General features: G+C 46.2%; 19 protein-coding genes. 15 read left to right on the top strand and 4 right to left on the bottom strand.

Annotated features, from left to right (window positions below; all coding sequences use genetic code 11):
- The first annotated feature begins 34 nt into the window (after positions 1-34).
- A complete protein-coding gene (locus OU814_RS05710) occupies positions 35-2,749 on the top strand; it encodes a cation-translocating P-type ATPase (RefSeq protein ID WP_268181193.1) in 2,715 nt (904 codons plus the stop codon).
- A gap of 18 nt (positions 2,750-2,767) precedes the next feature.
- Here the strand turns inward: OU814_RS05710 and OU814_RS05705 are convergent, their stop codons facing one another.
- Complete coding sequence (locus OU814_RS05705) at positions 2,768-4,801, bottom strand: potassium channel protein (RefSeq protein ID WP_268181191.1); 2,034 nt, start codon at positions 4,799-4,801, stop codon at positions 2,768-2,770.
- A 142-nt stretch (positions 4,802-4,943) separates the two neighbouring features.
- Positions 4,944-7,094: a polyphosphate kinase 1 gene (ppk1, locus tag OU814_RS05700; protein ID WP_268181189.1), complete on the bottom strand. Its 2,151-nt coding sequence runs from the start codon at positions 7,092-7,094 to the stop codon at positions 4,944-4,946.
- A 266-nt stretch (positions 7,095-7,360) separates the two neighbouring features.
- On the opposite strand from ppk1, the gene OU814_RS05695 reads away from it, so the two are divergent.
- The 9 genes from OU814_RS05695 (at position 7,361) to OU814_RS05655 (ending at position 15,239) form a co-directional block, all read left to right on the top strand.
- The gene (locus tag OU814_RS05695) at positions 7,361-7,621 is read left to right on the top strand and encodes a hypothetical protein (RefSeq protein WP_190652141.1); all 261 of its coding nucleotides are present in this window, start codon (positions 7,361-7,363) and stop codon (positions 7,619-7,621) included.
- Positions 7,622-7,721: 100 nt separating this feature from the next.
- Positions 7,722-8,264 (top strand): OsmC family protein, encoded by a 543-nt coding sequence (locus tag OU814_RS05690; protein ID WP_086371059.1) that lies wholly within the window; start codon positions 7,722-7,724, stop codon positions 8,262-8,264.
- A gap of 134 nt (positions 8,265-8,398) precedes the next feature.
- Positions 8,399-9,553, top strand: coding sequence for an acyl-CoA dehydrogenase family protein (locus OU814_RS05685; RefSeq protein WP_225885679.1), 1,155 nt, complete (start codon positions 8,399-8,401; stop codon positions 9,551-9,553).
- A 340-nt stretch (positions 9,554-9,893) separates the two neighbouring features.
- A complete protein-coding gene (locus OU814_RS05680) occupies positions 9,894-11,492 on the top strand; it encodes an ABC transporter substrate-binding protein (RefSeq protein WP_026148863.1) in 1,599 nt (532 codons plus the stop codon).
- Between the two features lie 8 nt (positions 11,493-11,500).
- Positions 11,501-12,355 carry a nitrate ABC transporter permease gene (gene ntrB, locus OU814_RS05675; protein ID WP_017289964.1) on the top strand — a complete coding sequence of 285 codons (855 nt, stop codon included), beginning with the start codon at positions 11,501-11,503 and terminating at the stop codon, positions 12,353-12,355.
- A gap of 68 nt (positions 12,356-12,423) precedes the next feature.
- Positions 12,424-13,308 (top strand): ABC transporter ATP-binding protein, encoded by an 885-nt coding sequence (locus OU814_RS05670; RefSeq protein ID WP_268181182.1) that lies wholly within the window; start codon positions 12,424-12,426, stop codon positions 13,306-13,308.
- Positions 13,309-13,375: 67 nt separating this feature from the next.
- Positions 13,376-13,825: a cyanase gene (gene cynS, locus OU814_RS05665; RefSeq protein WP_017289966.1), complete on the top strand. Its 450-nt coding sequence runs from the start codon at positions 13,376-13,378 to the stop codon at positions 13,823-13,825.
- 115 nt (positions 13,826-13,940) lie between these two features.
- Complete coding sequence (locus OU814_RS05660; RefSeq protein WP_268181180.1) at positions 13,941-14,531, top strand: TetR/AcrR family transcriptional regulator; 591 nt, start codon at positions 13,941-13,943, stop codon at positions 14,529-14,531.
- A gap of 30 nt (positions 14,532-14,561) precedes the next feature.
- Positions 14,562-15,239 carry a DsbA family oxidoreductase gene (locus tag OU814_RS05655; protein ID WP_268181179.1) on the top strand — a complete coding sequence of 226 codons (678 nt, stop codon included), beginning with the start codon at positions 14,562-14,564 and terminating at the stop codon, positions 15,237-15,239.
- Here OU814_RS05655 and OU814_RS05650 read toward each other — a convergent pair.
- Positions 15,236-15,865, bottom strand: coding sequence for a class I SAM-dependent methyltransferase (locus OU814_RS05650; RefSeq protein WP_268181177.1), 630 nt, complete (start codon positions 15,863-15,865; stop codon positions 15,236-15,238). The two genes, OU814_RS05655 and OU814_RS05650, sit on opposite strands and share 4 nt — an antisense overlap.
- Positions 15,866-16,012: 147 nt before the next feature.
- The gene (locus OU814_RS05645) at positions 16,013-16,942 is read right to left on the bottom strand and encodes a LysR family transcriptional regulator (RefSeq protein ID WP_017289970.1); all 930 of its coding nucleotides are present in this window, start codon (positions 16,940-16,942) and stop codon (positions 16,013-16,015) included.
- A 434-nt stretch (positions 16,943-17,376) separates the two neighbouring features.
- Here OU814_RS05645 and OU814_RS05640 point away from each other — a divergent pair, with 434 nt between their 5' ends.
- The 5 genes from OU814_RS05640 to OU814_RS05620 are packed head-to-tail and all read left to right on the top strand — an operon-like array spanning position 17,377 to position 20,704.
- Positions 17,377-18,336: a CobW family GTP-binding protein gene (locus OU814_RS05640; protein WP_017289971.1), complete on the top strand. Its 960-nt coding sequence runs from the start codon at positions 17,377-17,379 to the stop codon at positions 18,334-18,336.
- 51 nt (positions 18,337-18,387) lie between these two features.
- Complete coding sequence (locus tag OU814_RS05635) at positions 18,388-18,903, top strand: DUF1097 domain-containing protein (protein WP_017289972.1); 516 nt, start codon at positions 18,388-18,390, stop codon at positions 18,901-18,903.
- A 47-nt stretch (positions 18,904-18,950) separates the two neighbouring features.
- Positions 18,951-19,670 carry a nitrile hydratase subunit beta gene (gene nthB / locus OU814_RS05630; RefSeq protein ID WP_017289973.1) on the top strand — a complete coding sequence of 240 codons (720 nt, stop codon included), beginning with the start codon at positions 18,951-18,953 and terminating at the stop codon, positions 19,668-19,670.
- Positions 19,671-19,710: 40 nt separating this feature from the next.
- Positions 19,711-20,319 carry a nitrile hydratase subunit alpha gene (gene nthA, locus OU814_RS05625; protein ID WP_268181175.1) on the top strand — a complete coding sequence of 203 codons (609 nt, stop codon included), beginning with the start codon at positions 19,711-19,713 and terminating at the stop codon, positions 20,317-20,319.
- A 19-nt stretch (positions 20,320-20,338) separates the two neighbouring features.
- The gene (locus tag OU814_RS05620) at positions 20,339-20,704 is read left to right on the top strand and encodes a nitrile hydratase accessory protein (protein ID WP_268181173.1); all 366 of its coding nucleotides are present in this window, start codon (positions 20,339-20,341) and stop codon (positions 20,702-20,704) included.
- Positions 20,705-20,707 lie beyond the last annotated feature (3 nt).

Here is a 20,707-nt window from a genome sequence, read left to right as displayed (position 1 = left end):
GAAGAGTTGTTGTACTTTGCCTTAACGAGCAACTATGATCACGCGTGAGTCTTCGTCCGATATTGAACAATCTGCTTCAGACTGGCATCATCTTCCTCCTCCTGAAGTGGTGACTCGGTTGGAAACTCATCCGGATCAGGGATTGCATCCTCTAGCAGTAGAACAGCGTCAGCAAAAATATGGTGCGAATCAATTGACGCAGAAAGCCGGAAAAAATCCGCTCATTTTGCTGCTCGAACAGTTTAATCAGCCGCTGATCTATATCTTGTTAGTTTCTGCTGGAATTACTGCCCTATTGCAAGATTGGGTTGAAACGTGGGTGATTTTAGCAGTAGTTGTGATCAATGCTTTGATTGGGTTTGCTCAGGAGTATAAAGCGATCAAAGCGATGCAAGCGCTCGCGCAAACGGCGCAAAGTGATGCTACTGTCATTCGCGGCGGGCAAAAGCAACAAATTCCAGCGACTGAATTAGTTCCAGGTGATCTCGTAACACTTCAATCTGGGAATAAAGTACCAGCAGATTTGCGACTCTTGCGATCGCGCGATCTTCAGATTGATGAATCTGCGCTGACCGGTGAATCTGTTCCGGTTGAAAAGAATACGATCGCACAACTCGATCTCGACACTGCTTTAGCCGATCGCTTAAATCTTGCCTATGCTTCCACCTTGGTTACGTATGGAACAGCAACGGGAGTCGTGATTGCCACTGGAGATCGAACCGAGATCGGACATATTAACGAACTCATTTCTTCCGCCGATGTCCTCACGACTCCCTTGACGCGCAAAATTAACCACTTTAGTCAGACTTTGATGTATGTCGTCTTGGGAGCATCTGCGATCGCATTTGTGGCAGGTGCACTGCGAGGCTACTCTTTGGACGATAATTTTTTAGGCGTCGTTGCGTTAGCAGTCGCCGCAATTCCTGAAGGATTGCCTGCTGCGGTCACGATCACGTTAGCGATCGGGGTGAATCGCATGGCAAAACGCAATGCCATCATTCGCAAACTCCCAACCGTCGAAACCTTGGGTAGCACAACGGTAATCTGTTCTGACAAGACTGGAACCTTGACGCAGAATGCAATGACCGTGCAAGAAATTTATGCAGGAGATCAAGTCATCCGGGTGTCAGGCGTTGGCTATGCGCCCGAAGGAGAGCTTGCGACTTCAGGTGAAAATCAAGCGCTCATCGAATGTTTGAAAGCAGGACTCTTGTGTAATGATTCTCGCATTGTTGAGGAAGATCAAGGCTGGACGATTGTTGGTGATCCGACTGAAGCCGCGCTGATTACCGTTGCTCACAAAGCAGGGTTAGATCGTCATACGCTTGCACAAGAGTTGCCCAGACACGATAGTATTCCGTTCGAGTCACAGTATCAATATATGGCAACCTTACATCCGGTTGCAGATCAGGCATTGATCTATATTAAAGGCTCTGTAGAAAGCCTGCTTCCTCGTTGTACCGGAGAATTGTCTGCATCGGGAGACACGATCGCGTTAGAAGTCGATCGACTTCATCAATGTGTCGAGCAAATGACCACCCAAGGATTAAGAGTCTTAGCATTTGCAAAATTAGACCTGCCAACTGTTCCGCCCTCTCTGACGCATGAAAGTTTAGATCACGGCTTAACCTTTTTAGGATTGCAAGGCATGATTGATCCGCCTCGCGAAGAAGCTGTTCAAGCTGTTCAAGCCTGTCGAAATGCTGGCATTAAAGTGAAAATGATCACCGGAGATCATATTGGCACAGCCGCCGCGATCGGGGAACAAATTGGACTGGCCAAATCGCCGCCCCAAGATCGCACCGGAGCCGCGATGACGGGAACTGAGATTTCCAAGCGATCCGATCAAGAACTTCCAGCGATCGCAGAACATACAGCTGTGTTTGCACGAGTGACTCCAGAACAGAAATTACGCCTAGTCAGAGCTTTGCAATCCCGAGGGCATGTGGTTGCGATGACGGGAGACGGTGTGAATGATGCGCCTGCCTTGCGTCAAGCTGATATTGGCATTGCAATGGGAATTACAGGGACGGAAGTTGCAAAAGAAGCTGCTTCGATGATTTTGACAGATGACAACTTTGCCACAATCGAAGCGGCTGTAGAAGAAGGACGAGGCGTTTACGATAACATTATCAAGTTTATTGTCTGGGCGTTACCGACCAATCTGAGTGAAGGATTAGTCATTTTTGTCGCGACTTTGTTGGGGATTACTTTACCGATTTTACCGCTGCAAATTTTGTGGATTAACACGACGACCGCCGTTTTACTCGGTACAGGACTAGCAGTTGAACCGAAAGAACCAGAGATTATGACGCGATCGCCGCGTCCACCTCGATCGCCATTACTACGACCATCAATGGTGCGATTTATCGCATTGGCAGGCATCCTCCTTTGTATTTTCGCGTTTGTGGTCTATGAAGTTGCGATTCGCAATCAGGCAAGTATCGAATCGGCTCGTACGGCCGCAGTGAATGCGATCGTATTTGGTCAGATTTTCTTATTGTTTAATTGTCGATCGCTCTCGTACTCGATGTTTCAGTTAGGCGTATTCTCGAATCCGATTTTGCTGCTAGGAGTTGGGGTGATGATTGCACTCCAAATGCTCTTTACCTATGCTCCGTGGATGAACCAAGTGTTCGGAACGGCTCCAGTACAGCCAAGTGAATGGGGCGTGATTTTGGCAACTTCGCTAGGAGTTTACTTGCTGATTGAGTTGCTGAAGTGGAACCGTCGCCGTTCTAGAGCATAAAGCAGAACATCAGACCTTCTAATCATGACTTGAGGAATTGGGGAATGCTTCAGCAACGACTTGCACTCGTCTAAGTTGCAGCACTAAACGTTGGGCTTGATGGGGGTAAAGGTCAATCGGGAGTGTTGTCGGTAAGGTCTTCAGAGCATGGGTTGCTGCGTCAATCTCACAGCCCGAAATTCGTGCGATCGCCATTGTTGCTTCAAACTGTGCATCCTGAGTCAGGACTTTTGTGACCCGCACCTGCCAGGTTTTCGCCGTCATTTTCCCCTGTTCTACATTTCGCAATCCTTCCATTGTGGCTAACACGACTAAGCGATCGCCGCTCCCCACTCGAATATCCCCCGAAGGCATCCATTGTTCAGGCTCATGTTGGGCAGATTGATACAAAATAGGAACGATGCCATAGCCGTAGCTCACATCTGAAAGAAGATGTCTGTGTAGCGTGTCGGTTTCGGTGATTTGGTACTCGGTTACTAGAACTGTTTGTTGATTGAGCCGAAATAGACTCAGAATATTTTCCCCAAATGCGGCTGCTGAAAATGCTGCCGCAGACAAGCGATAAGCGCCCAATACTTTTGCATAAGGTAAGAGTTGGGCGATACTCTTGCTAAAGCGAGGATCAAAGACCCGAATCACCAAATTCAGCCCTGGATTTTGTTGGCAAGCTGTTAATGCGATTTCTAAATTTGCGACTTCATCATCGGTACACACAATTACGCTTTTTGCGGTTTGCAAATTTGCTTTTGCTAATGTGCTGGTCAGTTTACCCGTTAATAAAGGCATCGTCGGCAAAATAGTCGGATCGAGATTGGTGCTGTTGAGACCAACCAAGGATTGTCTCATTTCCTGGAGCAGGGTTGCCGTTCGCTGTCCGACTCGTCCGAGACCAACGATGACAATGTGTTCTTCTTTCGGAACTGGAGGACGGCGCTTGAGAAGTTGAAATTTTGCAGTGAGCAAACGTTCCGTTAAGAGAGCATATAATACACCAACAAAGGCAGTACCTGCTATCGCAAGCAGCAAACTAAACAGTCTTAGGCTCAACGGAATCGGTAGCTCTAGTTTGACCTGCCCAAATAAGTCACCATAACCGCCGAGTAATAAAACTGCTGTTGTAAAGAATGCGTCTTGTAGCGTAATGTCAGGATAGTTCAACCAAAACAGTAGCGTGCCTAATAACGCTAATCCACTAATTGTTGCACCTGAAACGATCGTGACTTTCTGAGTTTGATTACTATCTTGCCAGAATTGATATAGGAGTTGCTTTAAATTCTGTTTCTGTAGTGAACTGATCAGTGCCTTTAAAGCAATTGATAGTTTGATTCTCCTCCACGACCTATCAGGTAATCGATGGTGTGGAATTTCATTTACTTCAACGTAAGCGATCGTATCTCCTGAAAAAATTGTCTGTTCTTGCTCCCACTGATAAAAACGAGGTGAGACTTGATTGTGAGCGAGAACCGTTCGAGTTGAGTTGTTTAGCTCATAAATCTTGCGTCGATCGCACCAAGGATGCTCTGGTTCAATTTGCTGTTGAACAACTCGCACCAGTTGATTGCCTAATCGAAATAATCCGATCGTTTCCTGGTGTAATGCTGCCAAAGCAAACGCAGGTGCTGGAAGCTGAGTGGCTTCAAATGCAACAAAGTTACCGAGTTGCTGTCCCAAAAGCTGATTGAGATTTTGCTGGTCAGAACGAATCACCAATCGAATCGCTGGATTGAGCGATCGCGCTGCCAAAGCTGCTTGGATATTGACAGTTTCACTACTCGTCACTAGTAAAATCGCGCGGCATTGAGCAATTTTCGCTCGCTCTAGCACTTCGAGTTGCCGACAATCTCCAATCACGAATTCATCTAGCAGAGTTGGCAGTTCTGGAAGTTCCCAAGTTCTGCTGCTCGCTTCTTCGATCGCAATCACACGCGCATCAAATTCTTTGAGATAGCGCACACATTGCTGACCCAAACTCCCCAAGCCACACACTAAGATGAAGTCAGATGATGGCTGAACGGAATGATCATCGGAACCGAACGACTGTGACAACGACATTGGTTCAATAGAAAATAGGCTAGATGGCGCACCGGAAAACAAAAGCTTGCCAGAGATTCCGAAAGATTTCAAAAATCCTGCTCTGGTAAGCTTGTCTTCAGATTATGGCATCTAGACTCGCGTTGTGAGCTAATCCTATTGATTAATGATGTTGAGTCAGTTCCATCAGCCGTTGTTGGGCACTACACTCTGCCTCATTTTCTTGCGGGCGTAATTGGGTATAGCGACCATCGGCATGAAGCAGCCAAGCTTGGCGAGTATCCGACAGCAGCAGATGCAGAGTGTCTGTTAAGGTGTGCTTAATGGATGGGTCTTCTATGGGCGTGACAGCTTCCACTCGTCGATCGAGATTGCGTCGCATCCAATCCGCGCTTCCTAAATAGAGTTCAGTCTCCTCATTGTTATGGAAGTAGAAGATTCGAGAGTGTTCGAGAAATCGTCCGACAATACTCACCACTCGAATATTGTCGCTAATTCCTGAAATACCAGGACGTAAACAGCACATCCCGCGCACAATCAAGTCAATCTGCACACCCGCTTGTGATGCTTCGTACAAAGTGCGGATCATCTCAACATCCGTGAGGGAATTCATCTTAGCAATGATGCGACCCGGTTGCCCCTGTTGACAATGTTGGATCTCACGCCGAATCATTGCCGTTATGCGATCGCGCATGGTCATGGGTGAAATCAGCAATTTCCGATACGATCGTTGTTTGGAAAACCCAGTGAGATAGTTAAAGAGATCGGTTAAATCGGCACCGAGATCCTCACGACAACTCAGCAATCCTAAATCCGTGTAGAGTTTTGCGGTTTTTGGGCTGTAGTTTCCAGTGCCGATATGAACATAGCGACGAATTTGATCCGCTTCTTGACGAACCACGAGCACGACTTTCGTATGGGTCTTAAATCCAACTAAGCCATAAACAACATGCACCCCTGCGTCTTCTAATCGACGCGCCCAGTTAATGTTGTTTTCTTCATCAAATCGTGCTTTCAGTTCGACTAAGACGACCACTTGTTTACCATTCTCTGCTGCCTGCATGAGCGCTTTGGGTAAGGTATCACCAGAGGTACGATAAAGAGTCATTTTGATCGCTAGAACATCTGGATCAGTTGCCGCATGGGTAATAAACGTTTCAACCGAAGCGGTAAACGATTCATAGGGATGATGTACCAGTAAGTCCTGCTGTTGAATGACAGAGAAGATATCTAGCCCATCGCCACGATCGTCCGCATCGATTCGAGTGTCTAATTGGGGGGCTAGCCCTTTCAACCGCGCGGGAATCACTGGTGTCCAAGGCGAATCTTTCAGCGATGGGCAAGGAATTGCCGTTAATGTCATTAAGTCTTTTAGCCCAAGCAGTCCCTCGGTTTCGTACACTTCTAGTTCGGTCAGGCTCATGCCTTGCATCAATTTTTGGCGGACAAACTCAGAGGTAGAGGTTGGAATTTGCAGTCGTAAGACCGAGCCGCCTCGCAGTCGTTTCCGTAATTCTTGTTCGATCGCGAGCAGCAAATCATCTGCTTCATATTCCTGCACATCCAAGTCAGCATCCCGCGTGACTCGAAAGGGATAGTATTCCTGAATCTCCATTCCTGGAAATAATAGCGATAAGTTATGAGCAATTACTTGTTCTAGGGGAACACCGAGCCACAAACATGACTCTCCTTTGTATTGCTGTAACTCTTTGGGAAAAGTCACGAATCGAGACAGATTGCTTGGAACTTTGACTCTAGCAAAGTCCTGTTCTCCGGTATCTGGGTCTTTGATAACAACCGCTAGATTGAGGCTGAGGTTCGACATCTGCGGAAAAGGATGGGCAGGATCAACCGCAAGCGGGGTCAGAACTGGAAAAATTCGTTTCTCAAAGTACTGGTGTAAATAAGTCTGCTGGTCTTGACTGAGATCGATGTAATTAAGAATATGAATGCTGTTTTTGGCTAACTGTGGGCGTAAGTCTTGTTCAAATAGCTGATGCTGCTGAACCAGCATAGGACGAAGCTGTTGGCTAATTTCAGCAAGCTGTTGCTCGGGAGTACGACCATCGGGCGTTAACGTGCCAACTTGCGCTTCGACCTGTTCTCTTAAAATGGCGACCCGTACCATGAAAAACTCATCGAGATTGGCACTGAAGATCGCCGTAAATTTAATTCTCTCTAGTAGAGGAGTGCGTATATCGATCGCTTCATGCAGAACGCGGCGATTAAACTCTAGCCAACTCAATTCTCGGTTGAGATAGTACTGGGGGTCGTCGAGGTGGAACTTCGAAGCGGTTTGTTTTGCCCTAGGCATATTTTTTGATTAGAAGTCAGTAACACTTATCCTCCCAAGAACTGTTATAAGTTGGAAGTCGTCCCCAACACATACGACGATCGAAGTGATGACCTACGGAGTTCTTTGACGAATTGGGCAAAGTACTGAACTGTCAAATGAAGAGAAGTTTGCCTTCTGATGGGTGAACTCGAACCGACAAAACTCATTCTGTTTCAGAGCAAGTTTTAACCTCTTCAGATGCCAAATCATTTAGCCTTTTAACAGTGTTGTTCCGCTTTAATCCGATGCAACCTTATCAGCCTATTCGTTGCGATTTGTATGACGAGCTTGTATTACTGGCAATGCGTCATCAGTCTTGTACGATCGTTTACCAGGATGCTGCCCATCAGAAAATTGTTCTCGAAGATCAAATCGTCGATGTGTATTCCCAAAACAAGCAAGAATTTTTGCGACTGCAAAGCGGAACCATCCTTCGGCTCGATACCTTGGTTCAAGTGAACCAACTGAAGTTTAAGGACGGCTCTGGGGATTTTGGCAATTTTTGAGAATTCAGCGTCATGAATGCAATTTTGTAACGAAACGAACCGATTCGCCAAGCCATCTCTGATTCAATTAGATAGAACATTCTATTTAGATGAAATCGCTATGGCTGATACGACTGTCACCGCTCAGGTCAAAACTCCCCTCCGCCCGATTAGCAAAGTCGGACTCGACAAATTAGCCGAAACCGCTAAAGCTGACCCGACGGTTGTGAAAGCGCTCAAAGTGAAGACTGTCTGCGAAGGTCAATTTCGCAATTTGACCTATGTTCGGGATTTGCCCGCGCACGTGATTGACGAACCGCCTGGACTCTTAGGAGAAGACACTGCACCGAACCCTTCTGAAGCAGTGTTAGCATGTCTTGGCTCTTGTCTATCGGTGGGCATCCATGCCAATGCAACCATGCGAGGAATCACTCTGACAAAGCTAGAGCTTGAACTTGAAGGAGACATCAATATTACGGGCGTTTGGGGCATCGGTGACTTATCGGACAAGCGCTTGGGCTTTACCGATATTCGCGTCAAAGTCGATTTAGAAGGCGATGCTAGCCGCGAGGAATTAGACGATCTGGTTGCTCACTCTAATGTTTGGTCGCCTGTTGCGAACACGTTGCGGCTCCCAGTCAATATGGATGTTTCCTTGAAGTAGTGCTTTTGACCGACTCGGTTCCTGATCAGGTTCGATACTAAAAATCCAATCTGATCAGGTCAGAATCCATTATTGAAGTCATCAAGAATATGCAAGCAATTTCCAGGACAATGATCGATTCGACGATCGATCCCATGACTGATTCAATGATCCATTCGAGAGTCGATCCCAGTTGTGAGACATCTGCATCGGTTGATTTGATGCTCGCCCAGTTGCAGAGCGCGATCGCATCAGATCTCGCACCGCAAGTTGAGGCGATCGATCAACAAGGCGTATATCCGCGTGCATTTATGCACCGGGTTGGAGAAGTCGGAGGCTTTGGGCAAGCAGTGTCCCAAAAATATGGCGGAGTTGGGACTGGATTGCGCGGGGCAATTCAAGCGATCGAAGCAATTTCGCAGGAGTGTCTCTGCACAGGATTTATGAGTTGGTGCCAAGTTGCTTGCACTTGGTACATGGAAAATAGCGACAACGACTATTTGAAAACGCAAATTCTGCCGTTAGTTGCAACTGGACAAGCCTTGGGAGGCACAGGACTATCGAACCCGATGAAGCACTTTGCCGGGATTGAGAAAATTGCGCTGATAGCAGAACGAGTTGCTGGCGGCTACAAGCTGAATGGCATGTTGCCTTGGGTGTCGAACATTGGGGCAGGACATTACTTTGGCATTGCGGCTCAGATGGCAGACAGCGATGACTATCTGATGGCGATCGTATCGGATGAGCTAGAAGGCTTAACGCTTCGGTGCAATGCTCATTTCATTGCACTAGAAGGAAGTAATACCTTTAGCTGTGTCTTTCGCGATGTGTTTGTGCCCGATGAATGGATTTTGGCAGCACCTTGTGAGAATTATGTTGCTCGGATTCGTCCTGGCTTTGTTTTGACTCAGGTCGGTATGGGATTAGGACTCGTCGAAAGCTGCATTGATTTGATTGAGCGATCGAATCAACGCTATGGACATGTCAATCAATTTTTACCTGATCAAGCTGAGGAATTAACCGCAGAATTAGAAACGGCTCGGCAAACAACCTATGCTTTAGCAGATGAGTTAGTAGGTCAAGAGAAAATTGAGCGATCGCTGTTTAAGGAAGTCATTAAAGCCAGAATTCTTGGCTCAGAATTATCTTTAAGAGCAGCTCAATCAGCGATGTTACATGCTGGCGCAAGAGCCTATCTTCACGGTTCAAAAGTTGAACGAAAACTGAGAGAAGCTTACTTCGTCGCAATTGTCACTCCTGCGCTTAAACAGCTTAAAAAAATGTTGCATGATCTCGACAAGATCAGCTAGAACAGAACTATTTTTTTAAGCAAGATGGGTATTTGAAAAGATAAAATTATCTTTTCAAATACCCTATTTTCACAGGTTTTGAGATTTTTTCTGATGAAAATATCGCAAGAATTTTTCAAATTCAGCGCTTCCGAATTAGAAGGCTGGTTTCGGCGATCTGATTTGGAATTTAAGAGATTAAACCTGCCTATAAAAAATTTATTTATGATAAGAATACTCCCGTTTCACAGATACATCTAATTTGCTTTTATAAACTATTTCGTATTCATTACTACACTATTTCTTTGATCAAGTTTGTAAGATGTTTCTACTCTGATTCACTATATATTTTTCATACTGTATGCCCACTTCTCTGGATCTTTCTCAATCCGATCGGACTTATTCTCTCGATCCTTTGACAAGCTCAATGTTTTGTCCATGTGGCGGGACTCATGTTGCAGAAGACCATTGGAAATTCATCGAGGGAATGCCTCAAGATCCAGTGGACTTGGTCGATGACTTAGTGCAAATGGGGCATTACTCAGAAGATGCTTTGCAGTTTGGTCAAGCATTGACCCATGCTGAGTTTCGTAAAGCGATTTTATTAAAAGCGATCGATCAAGCTCCTCCAGAACAGCGCCAACTCTGTAATGAACTGATCAAACTCGCTGGTGGACTCGACGAAGCGCTAGCAGCAGCATTTGGTCCCAATGCAACCGAGTTTCTAGGGGATGCGATTCGCTTGAGTCGGTTCCGTCGTCGTGACTTTCTCATTAAAGTTGCTGCTGCTGCTGCGGTTGTGACTGTAACCAGTTGCGCGGGTGGTAATAATCAGCAGAACACGACTTCTTCCACGACAGCAACCACCGGAAATTTAGAGAAGAAAGACTTGACGATCGGCTTTATTCCCATTGCTTGCTCGATTCCCATTTTGGTTGCTGAATCTGCTGAAATCTACAAGAAATACGGCTTAAATGTCACACTGAAGAAAATGCCAAACTGGGCAGCAGTGCGAGAATCGGCGATCGCAGGTGAACTCGATGCCTATCATATGCTTTCTCCGATGCCGATCGCGATGTCATTAGGGCTAGGCTCCTCGGTCTTTCCGATCAAACTTGCCAGCATTGAAAACATCAATGGACAATCGATCGCAGTCGCGATGAAGCACAAGGACAGAGTAAAAGGTGCAGCAGACTTTAAGGGAATGACGATCGGGGTGCCGTTCCCCTATTCAATGCATAATCTGCTGATGCGGTACTACCTTGCTTCTGGAGGCTTGAATCCGGATCAAGATGTCAAGCTGGAAATTGTTCCACCGCCTGACTCTGTTGCAAAAATGGCAGCCGGACAAATCGATGCCTTTTTAATGCCCGACAACTTTGGGCAGCGCGCTATTTTTGAGAAAGTTGGCTTCATTCATATGCTGACCAAAGACCTGTGGAATGGTCATCCTTGCTGTGCTTTTGCAGCGAGTCAGAAATGGATTGATGCGAATCCTAACACCTTCCGCACGATCAATAAATCGATCATTGAAGCTGCCGCGTATGCCGATGATGCGAAGAACCGAGAAAGTGTCTCTCAACAAATGGCAGCCCGGAAATATCTCAATCAGCCAGAGCCAGTGCTCAAAGCTGTGATGACCGGAAAATTTGACAATGGTTTGGGTGAATCCTTGGATGTTCCCGATCGCATTAAGTTTGATCCGTATCCTTGGAAGAGCTTCGCGAAGTGGATTTCCAGCCAGATGGTACGTTGGGACTTAATGCCGACCGACAAAGCTAAGTTCCAAGAAATCGCTGACCAAATTTACATGACTGACTTAGCCCGAGACTTGTCAAAAGAGCTAGGACAGACTCCTCCGACAGAACCCACTAGAGTAGAAACGCTCAAGTTTGACACCTTTGATCCTGCCAAGGTCGATAGCTATGTTCAAGATCAAGTGAAGCAATTTGGAGTCTAGTAAGTGCCATGGCAAACTCATCTCTCACAAACTCGCGATCGCTCGGATCAAAACAGCAAAAGTCCAAACCTTGGTTTGAAAATCAGAATATTCAGGCATTGATTCTGTTTTTGCTATTGCTCTCTGGGATCTTAATCATCTGGGAACTGGGCGTACAGTATCAAATTTTTTCTCCGGTGATGCCTCCTGCAAGTCGCACGATCTCAGATTTTTTGGGTTGGATTTCCGATCCGTTTTACGATAACGGTCCCAATGACAAAGGCATTGGAACTCATCTATTCGCTAGCCTACAGCGGGTACTGTTGGGATTCTTACTCGGTTCCGCGATCGCGATTCCGCTAGGAATTTTGATTGGATTATCTGACGTTGCTTCTAAAGCCGTTGATCCATTCATCCAACTTCTACGTCCTGTCTCTCCACTTGCATGGCTTCCCCTGGGGTTAGGCATCCTCAAAAGCTCAGAGGGCACAGCGCTGTTTGTGATCGCGATTAGTAGCATTTGGGCGACGCTGATCAATACAAAATTTGGGGTGAGTAACGTCTCAACCGACTATCTCAATGTCGCTCGAACACTTGGGGCTTCCCGCTGGCGCACCATTTGCAAAGTCATTCTGCCTGCCGCTGCGCCTAGTATTGTTTCTGGCTTGCGAATTAGTATTGGGATTTCTTGGCTCGTGATTGTAGCAGCCGAGATGATTGTCGGCGGAACAGGGCTAGGAAGCTTTGTTTGGGCAGAGTGGAACAATCTCAATGTCACCAGTATCATTACCGCGATCGTCGTGATTGGACTGGCAGGAGTTTGTCTCGATCGTCTACTCGGGCTACTGCATAACTGGGTGTCATTTGGACAACGAACCCAATAGGCATCTCTCAAGCGCTTCCATGACTTTCTCGAACTACGACTCAACACTGTATTAGGGCACTAGGGGCTATGATTTCTTCGCACACTGATTTATCCACTTCGACAACCGGAATTAGCGCTCAGCTTGTTCTCAAGGATGTATTCAAAGTCTTTCCAGGTCGGCAAACCTGGCAAGACAAGTTACTCAAGCGATCCTCTTCGGATTTCATTGCACTCTCGGAGATTAATCTCACGATTGAACCCAATACATTCGTTTCGATTATTGGTCCATCAGGCTGCGGGAAATCTACCCTGCTCAACATCATCGCTGGATTAACACAGCCCACTCATGGAGAAGTGTTAATCAATGGTGTTCCGGTCGATCGTCCAGGCCCCGATCGCGGAGTTGTGTTTCAGAACTATTCTTTAATGCCTTGGATGACGGTGGCTGAAAATATTCGGTTTGCCATTGAAACGGTGCAGCCGAATTTATCGATCGCACAGCAAAAAGACATTGTTCGAGAGTACATCGACTTGGTGGGACTTCATGGTGCTGAGCACAAGCATCCGCATGAATTATCGGGTGGGATGAAGCAGCGCGTCGGCATTGCCCGAGCCTTGTCGATCAATCCCCAAATTCTGTTGATGGATGAACCCTTCGGCGCACTTGATGCACTGACGCGAGGCTTTTTACAAGACGAAATCGAACGGATTTGGGAGCAGCACCGCAAAACGGTCGTTCTGATCACGCATAGTATCGAAGAAGCTTTATTGCTGTCTGACAAAATTGTGATGATGAGCCGTGGACCCGCTGCCCAAATTGTTGAAGTTCTGAATGTTCCCTTTCCCCGTCCGCGCAGTCGTGAAGCCTTAGACCAATACCCGCGCTACCATGAACTGAAAGCAGAACTCGAACACCACTTATCTCGTGAAACGCGCGCGATCGAAGAATCCCGGCTCCAAAACCGTAGCTGATCTTGATCTGCTGAAGCGCTTTGAAGTGTAACTAGACGATTGATCTGTGATTTGGAGAAATTGAACTATGTCAAGTACCGAATTTCCGGCAATGACTCAGAAATTGCTTGCAGCTAAAAAAGCAAAAGGCATCAGTTTCACGGATTTAGAAACGATTCTCAACCGTGACGAAGTTTGGATTGCCGCCCTGTTTTATGGGCAAGCGACTGCCTCTGAAGACGAAGCAAGCAAGTTACTCCATGCGTTGGATTTGAGCCAAGATCTCGTACCAGAACTCACGGCTTCTACGTCAAAAGGATTAGGTCCGATCGTTCCCACCGACCCCTTGATTTATCGGTTCTACGAAATCATGCAAGTCTACGGAATGCCGATGAAAGAGATCATCCACGAAAAATTCGGAGATGGAATCATGAGCGCGATCGACTTCACGTTAGACATCGAAAAAATCGAAGATCCAAAAGGCGATCGCGTCAAAGTAATCATGAACGGAAAGTTCTTACCCTATAAGAAGTGGTAAATCAGGAAGGGTAACTCGCTCTTCTCGTTGAAGTCTTAAATAGCTCAAACGAAAGCAGCGAGGCTCGTGTCTGCCATAATATTGGAGAAGCTAACCGTCGTTCAATGACAAGCGCATGGTCAATCTGAAACGTACCCGTGAAGATATTTTGTTTGCTGTTGAGGCTCTGATTCATCATCAAGGTTTTCAGTCAACCGGACTGAAGGAACTGTTCGCAGCGAGCGGCATGTCCTCGGGTAGTTTCTACAACTACTTTGGGTCAAAAGATGAATTGGCTCACGCGCTGATTGACTTTAAATGGCATCAGATCAAAACTGCTGTGCTTGACCCCGCGCAAGCATCCTCGAATGATCCGATCGCTCAAGTCTTTTGGATGATTGATCAACTTGAAGCCAAGCATTTGGCTGAACCCGATTGCGCAGGTTGCTTTTTAGGAAATTTAATCGTGGAAGTCGTCAAGCAAGATGTGGCATTTCAGCATCATCTGATGCAAGTGTTTGACGAATGGCAAGCCACCATTGCTCGATCGCTGAAAGCCGGACAAAATCAGCTCAAGCCGGACATCGACCCCGATAGTTTAGCAGAACAATTACTCGTCATGATCGAAGGTGCGCTATTGCTTGGGCGCTTATACAGTGAGCCTACCCGATTGCAGCGCCATTTTGATGCCGTACGTCAGTTGCTAAGATCGGCATTAACAGCATAGAGTCAATCATGACTGCTATTGGAGAAGCTCATGCAACCTATTCGCATTTCTTACTTCTCAGATGTTCTTTGTGTTTGGGCCTACATCGCTCAAGTTCGTTTAGATGAACTGAAAACGAATTTTCAAGACAAGATTGCGATCGAGTATCATTTCGTTCCCATTTTTGGTAATGCTCGGGAAAAGTTAGAGCAACGCTGGCGGGATAAAGGTGGCTTCCAAGGATATAGTCAGCATGTTCAAGATGTGGCGGGAAAGTTCAATCACATTACCGTTCACCCTGAGATTTGGACAGCAGTAGTTCCTCCATCCTCCACATCTTGTCACTTGTTTCTTCACGCGATTCAGTTACTCGAACTCAAGGGCATCATTCCAAAGTCAGAAAAGGTCTTTGAAAAAGCAATCTGGACGTTCCGAGAACAGTTCTTCACGCACTTGGCAAATGTTGGCGATCGCGCAGTTCAATTAGAAATTGCCGAGAAATTGGGACTGCCGATTGCAGAGATTCAGGCACAAATTGATAGTGGGGAAGCTTATGCCCAACTCTCAAAAGATCTTGACTTAGTAAAAGAGCATACGGTTGCAGTGAGTCCAACGCTGATCTTTAACGAAGGACGGCAAAGGCTCAACGGCAATGTAGGTTATCGGGTGATCGAAGCAAATATCCGAGAACTGCTACACAATCCACCCGACGAACAATCCTGGTGCTAGTTTAACTTTGGCGAAGCAGTCGCGACCATCATTCCCCAGACTAGACCAAACCGAACTTTCGTTGCACGAGTAATGTCAAAGCCTGAAGCCTTCAGGAAACCGTGCAATTCAGCTTGGGTATAGCACTGCTGATGAGCCGGATCAGTGACTTTTAAGATTAGATCACAGATCCGGCACAGCAAATAGTCTTTACACCAATCGAGAATCATGATTTTCCCATTCGGTTTCAGTACCCGTTTCATCTCTGCAAGCGCGATCGCGGGATTCTCGAAATAATGGAAAGCACTTGCAGAAACAATGACATCAAAGCTTTGATCCGCAAAGGGTAAGTGTTCCGCAGATGCTAGAGAAAGCGTGACGTTTGGATAAGCTTGCAGTTTTTGTTGTGCGATCGCTAGCATTTTTTCAGAGATATCTACTCCGACCATATTTTGTTCTGAGTGTTCGGTCAGAATCAACTGCTCAAACTCTCCAGTACCACAGGCGACATCCAGCACTTTGTCAGTTGGGGCAAGCTCTGCCCAAGCTTTCAAAAAATTGAGCGTATTGGAAATATATTGGCTCCAGCGTTGATCATAGATCGCCGACATTTGGTCATACTGCTGCCGGATGACTGGTTCAATCATGCTCATTTCAATTTAAAACAAAGCGATAGTAGCTAACATTCTATCCTAGTAGAGTCTGGAAACGACTGAGTGGATTGAAGTTAGAGAGGGTTGATAGTTCGGCTTGTGAAAGCTGTAGATTGTGCAAATCGGGAGCAGAATCTCGTGCTAGCTAGCCCGTCCTAGAGAAGATGAGTTGAAGCAACCTGTCGAGGATTTCAAGGATTCCATGAACGCAAAGGCATGAGGAGAAAGGGGACGATTTGCGACGATCGCCATCCGAATGGTTCTAAAAAAGGGGATCGGCAAGCTACGAACTTCAACATTGGGTGGGATGGGTTCAGCCGCTAGACGAGGCAGAATCGCAACGCCTAGACCTTGGGCAACCATATTGACAACAGTTGAGTCAGATTTCGCTTGATAGACAGGTTGAATCGATCTGCAAAATCTCGCACAGTGTTCGTAAGCATACTTGTCAGAGGTGAATCCATTCGTCGCGACGATCAGGGGATAGGATTTTAGGTGCTCCCACCCCAACTTGAAGGGTGGTTCTGTGTAAGACAAGGGAAGTAGCACCACAAACTCATCCTGCAAAAACTCCCAAGTTTCAAACTCATCCGTCATCAAGTCATCTGTAAACCCAATGTCAGCATGTCCTTTACACAAGTCATCCTCAATGCTCTGTTCATCAAACTGCTCGATCACACTCACCGTGATTCCTGGAAACTGTCGTTGAAACTGGGCAATAATTGTTGGAAGCAGGTGAGTTGCAACGCTGCGAATCGAGGTCAGGCGCACCTTGCCTCCTTGAAGACCCCGCAGCAAATTTGCCTCTTTCAAGATTTGTCCTTGCAGATGTACGATCTGTTGAGCATGGGTAAGCACCCTCTCTCCGGCGGGAGTCAGTTCTGCACCATAACGCCCACGAGAAAATAAAACAATCCCGAGATCTGATTCGAGTGCTGCGATCGCATTACTTACGGCTGACTGCGCCACCTCCAACTCAAGAGCCGCCTCACTGAAGCTATTGTGTTCTGCAACTGCAATAAAAGCATGAAGTTGCGCCAGCTTGATCTTGCTTTGACGCTTTCGTTCCATAAGTCCAGGAAAAGGGGTGTGAATGGTAGTAAACAGGATTTTTTCAGACAATGGACAAAGAGAAGGTATCGTATCTATCTATTTTGATGATAGATACGATATCAAAAATGCTTTGACTTCTATTTATTGCTTCAATTAAGCTTTTCGACATTGAGAAATAAAACTTGCAGTCAAATCAGGAGATAAAGTTTTTAAAGAAGGCTTTGTTATCAGAACTGAAAGGAGAAATTATTGTTTCATGATGAATAAAGTTGAATTTTTTGTTCATCTTAGACACAATTTAACCTTCTAATTCTTTTGTCTCAGCCACTACTTTTTTCAACCAGCATTAATGAGATCAATAGGCGTAAGATATAGCAAAGCAAAAGGCGCAGTTAGTAAATTCTTTCAAGCCACTTAGTCGTTCAACCGCTCGCAATTATAGGCATTTGTGTATGCTGAGTAGCTCTATTCCCGTTACGATCATTACAGGTTATCTTGGCTCAGGAAAAACGACACTGCTCAATCACATTCTTCATTATGAACATGGCAAAAAGGTTGCTGTGATTGTGAACGAATTTGGAGATGTGGGAATCGATGGTCAGCTTGTCTTGAATGCAGATGAAGAAATCTTAGAAATGAATAATGGCTGCATTTGTTGTACAGTCCGGGGGGATTTAATTCGCATTATCGGCAGCTTGATGGAGAAGCGCGAAAAGTTTGATCATTTGGTGATTGAAACAACTGGATTAGCTGATCCAGCACCTGTGATTCAGTCATTTTTCGTCGATGAAACCATGCGATTTAAAACTCACTTAGACGCAGTGGTCACGGTTGTCGATGCTAAACACATTGAGGAACATTGGGACAGCAGTGAAGCTCAAGAACAAGTCGCTTTTGCAGATGTTATCTTACTCAACAAGATTGATCTCGTTTCTCCTCAACAAATCGAAACAATAGAAAACCGAATTCGATCAATGAATGCCTTTGCCAAAATCTATCGAACTCACAACTGCGATGTAGAAATTGACTCGATTTTAGGAGTCAAAGCCTTTGACCTCAAGAATGCTTTATCAATTGATCCAGAGTTTCTCAATGAAGCCGCGCATGAGCATGATGACACTGTTTTCTCGATTTCGATCGTTGAACCGGGGGTCGTCAATGGCGATAAGCTCACCACTTGGCTCAACCAACTCATTCAGATGCAAGGGCAAAATATTTTTCGGATGAAAGGCATCTTGAATGTAGACGATGAAGATCGACGGTTTGTGCTGCAAGGGGTTCATATGCTTCTAGAAGGAAGACCGGGACGCCCGTGGAAATTTGACGAACTGCGCCGAAATGAGATGGTTTTCATCGGGCGGGAGTTGCCGGAATCAGAACTGAAAAGTGGATTTCAATCATGTTTGTCCTAAGTTTCGCTTAGGTAAGGTTCTCTAAATCATTCACAAACAGGAAGGAAGGGTATGAAAAAGCTAGATGCGTACAGTGTCAGTATTGGTGCTTTAGGAGCATTGGATACTTATCTCACAGCAACATTGATTCTTGTCCCCGTGTGGGTGACATTCATTGCTTGGGCATCCTTCTTTATCTTAGGGGGAAAATCTTCTGGCTTAAAGCAGAGCATTGCTTCTAACCTCACTGGAATTGCGATCGCATCTTTGACACTGCTCTCGATTTCAGCCTTGGGAAGCAATCCTTTGATCGCGGCAATCTGTGTTGGCATCGGCAGTGCAGCGATGGTGCAGGCTTCCAAAGTTCCTCTACTTAGGGCGATTCCTGCCATTGTTTGGGGATTTGCCTCGACCGTTGGAACTACGATTGCAACTGGGAAAGCGATTACAACTCCAGGACTAGAAAATCCAGCACTGGTCGCAGCAGCAGCAATGATTTTAGGCGGAATCTTCGGCTATCTCTCCGAAATGTGGGGAGATGCGATGACCACACAACCCATCTCCGCCAGAGAGCAGTCCCGCGTTTAGATAAATCGTGATTCACCTTTGCGTGTTCAATTAGGAGAAACGAAAAAATGAAGCTACAGCACTACCTGGGTGGACTTGAGGGACTTGAACCTTCTAGCTTTGAAAAGCGAGTCTTTGTGCAACCTTGGGAAGAGCGCATCTTTGGCATTCATGTGGCAATGATGGCGTTAAGTAATCATCTAGAAGCAGTCAAGACAGTTCCGACTCAGTTCAAAAGTTTCTGGACGTGGGGACATCTTCGCAAAGGTGCTGAAGGTTTAAACCCCTTCGACTATTTCAAGTACCGCTACTACGAAAAGTGGCTCGGTGGCATCTCTGGTTTCTTTGTTGAATCTGGCTATGTTTCTAAAGAAGAACTGGATTCAAAAACAGCAGCTTACCTAGAACAGCTAGATGCACCGCTCCCTCAAGCAGAAGAACCTGCGATCGACGATCAAGTGATGGAATACTTGCGAGTTGGAGATTCGCCGAAGTGTGACGTTGCCATTCAGCCGAAGTTCAAGGTTGGCGATGTGGTCACGGTCAGAAATCCACCTCCAACCGATCACTGCAAGCTACCAGGCTACCTCCGCACGAAGCAGGGAGTGATTGATGTGGTCTATGAAGGGGCTTATAACTATTACTTCCCAACAGGCGATGGAGTCGGCGATCCGATGCCCATCTACAACGTCAAATTTGATTCTCACGAAATTTGGGGCAATTTGACCGAGCCAAAAACATGGATTTACGTCCAAATTTTTGAAGGCTATCTAGAAGATCCGGCTTAATTTGGGTGCGCTTGATTTTGTTTGATTAAGGATGTGAGACATGGCTGATAGCATTGATCGCGAAACTTATAGTGCTGCTCGTGTGAGAGCGTTAGAGTCGTTGCTAATTGAGAAAGGGGTCATTACCAGTGCAACGGTTGACAAGGTAATCGAGTTTTTTGAGAAAGATATGGGACCGTTTAATGGTGCCAAAATTGTTGCAAAAGCCTGGGTTGATCCAGAGTTTAAGCAGCAATTGCTCGAAGATACGCCGTCTGCGATCGCAGTGATGAATTTTCCACGCGGCATGGCAGGCGCAGAAGGTGAACATATGAAAGCAGTTGCGAATACTGATGACGTTCACAATCTCATTGTTTGTACGATGTGTTCCTGCTACCCTTGGCCTGTGTTAGGACTGCCGCCCTACTGGTTCAAAGATCCGACGTTTCGAGCGAGAGCAATTCGCGAACCTCGCAAAGTCTTGCAAGAGTTTGGGCTAGACATTCCCGAATCGACTGAAATTCGAGTCTGGGATACGAGCGCCCAAATCCGATGGTTTGTGGTTCCAGAACGCCCAGATGGAACCGAGGGTTGGACAGAGGAGCAGCTTGCTGCCATCATTACCCCTGAATCAATGCAAGGGGCAGCTAAAGTTGTTGTTCCCGCTTAGAAAGCGGAGGGAGAGTTAAATGCAGGTCAAATTTGAGCAGTTTGCGGCTGCGAGTATGCTAGTTGATCCGAATGCTCCGCCTCGCAGCAATGGAGAACTTTTATTTGCAAGACCTTGGGAAGGACGCGCGTTTGGGATGGCGATCGCGCTCTCTAAGAAAGGACACTATGAGTGGGAAGATTTTCGCCAAGGCTTAATTACTGCGATCGCAGAGTGGGAAGCAACTCACTGTAAAGACGATCCGGATTGGGACTATTACATGCGTTGGCTATTGGCTTTAGAGCGATTAACGTTAGACTCTGATCTGATTTCGCCAGAAGAACTAGAGCAGCGAACGGCTGAAATGATTGCTCAAGAGAAGACTGCTCTCTCTGCAATTCAATAACAT

Origin of the sequence: Leptolyngbya sp. GGD (genome assembly GCF_026735145.1) — a bacterium.
GTDB classification, from domain to species: Bacteria; Cyanobacteriota; Cyanobacteriia; order Leptolyngbyales; family Leptolyngbyaceae; genus Leptolyngbya; species Leptolyngbya boryana.
The sequence above is the reverse complement of the archived record's forward strand: the minus strand, read 5'-3'. Positions and strand labels throughout refer to the sequence as shown.

Bases quoted from the DNA above. Each gene is read 5' to 3' on its own strand.
- OU814_RS05710 (WP_268181193.1), top strand. From the start codon at position 35: ATGATCACGCGTGAGTCTTCGTCCGATATTGAACAATCTGCTTCAGAC.
- OU814_RS05705 (WP_268181191.1), bottom strand. From the start codon at position 4,801: ATGTCGTTGTCACAGTCGTTCGGTTCCGATGATCATTCCGTTCAGCCA.
- ppk1 (WP_268181189.1), bottom strand. From the start codon at position 7,094: ATGCCTAGGGCAAAACAAACCGCTTCGAAGTTCCACCTCGACGACCCC.
- OU814_RS05695 (WP_190652141.1), top strand. From the start codon at position 7,361: ATGCAACCTTATCAGCCTATTCGTTGCGATTTGTATGACGAGCTTGTA.
- OU814_RS05690 (WP_086371059.1), top strand. From the start codon at position 7,722: ATGGCTGATACGACTGTCACCGCTCAGGTCAAAACTCCCCTCCGCCCG.
- OU814_RS05685 (WP_225885679.1), top strand. From the start codon at position 8,399: ATGACTGATTCAATGATCCATTCGAGAGTCGATCCCAGTTGTGAGACA.
- OU814_RS05680 (WP_026148863.1), top strand. From the start codon at position 9,894: ATGCCCACTTCTCTGGATCTTTCTCAATCCGATCGGACTTATTCTCTC.
- ntrB (WP_017289964.1), top strand. From the start codon at position 11,501: ATGGCAAACTCATCTCTCACAAACTCGCGATCGCTCGGATCAAAACAG.
- OU814_RS05670 (WP_268181182.1), top strand. From the start codon at position 12,424: ATGATTTCTTCGCACACTGATTTATCCACTTCGACAACCGGAATTAGC.
- cynS (WP_017289966.1), top strand. From the start codon at position 13,376: ATGTCAAGTACCGAATTTCCGGCAATGACTCAGAAATTGCTTGCAGCT.
- OU814_RS05660 (WP_268181180.1), top strand. From the start codon at position 13,941: ATGGTCAATCTGAAACGTACCCGTGAAGATATTTTGTTTGCTGTTGAG.
- OU814_RS05655 (WP_268181179.1), top strand. From the start codon at position 14,562: ATGCAACCTATTCGCATTTCTTACTTCTCAGATGTTCTTTGTGTTTGG.
- OU814_RS05650 (WP_268181177.1), bottom strand. From the start codon at position 15,865: ATGATTGAACCAGTCATCCGGCAGCAGTATGACCAAATGTCGGCGATC.
- OU814_RS05645 (WP_017289970.1), bottom strand. From the start codon at position 16,942: ATGGAACGAAAGCGTCAAAGCAAGATCAAGCTGGCGCAACTTCATGCT.
- OU814_RS05640 (WP_017289971.1), top strand. From the start codon at position 17,377: ATGCTGAGTAGCTCTATTCCCGTTACGATCATTACAGGTTATCTTGGC.
- OU814_RS05635 (WP_017289972.1), top strand. From the start codon at position 18,388: ATGAAAAAGCTAGATGCGTACAGTGTCAGTATTGGTGCTTTAGGAGCA.
- nthB (WP_017289973.1), top strand. From the start codon at position 18,951: ATGAAGCTACAGCACTACCTGGGTGGACTTGAGGGACTTGAACCTTCT.
- nthA (WP_268181175.1), top strand. From the start codon at position 19,711: ATGGCTGATAGCATTGATCGCGAAACTTATAGTGCTGCTCGTGTGAGA.
- OU814_RS05620 (WP_268181173.1), top strand. From the start codon at position 20,339: ATGCAGGTCAAATTTGAGCAGTTTGCGGCTGCGAGTATGCTAGTTGAT.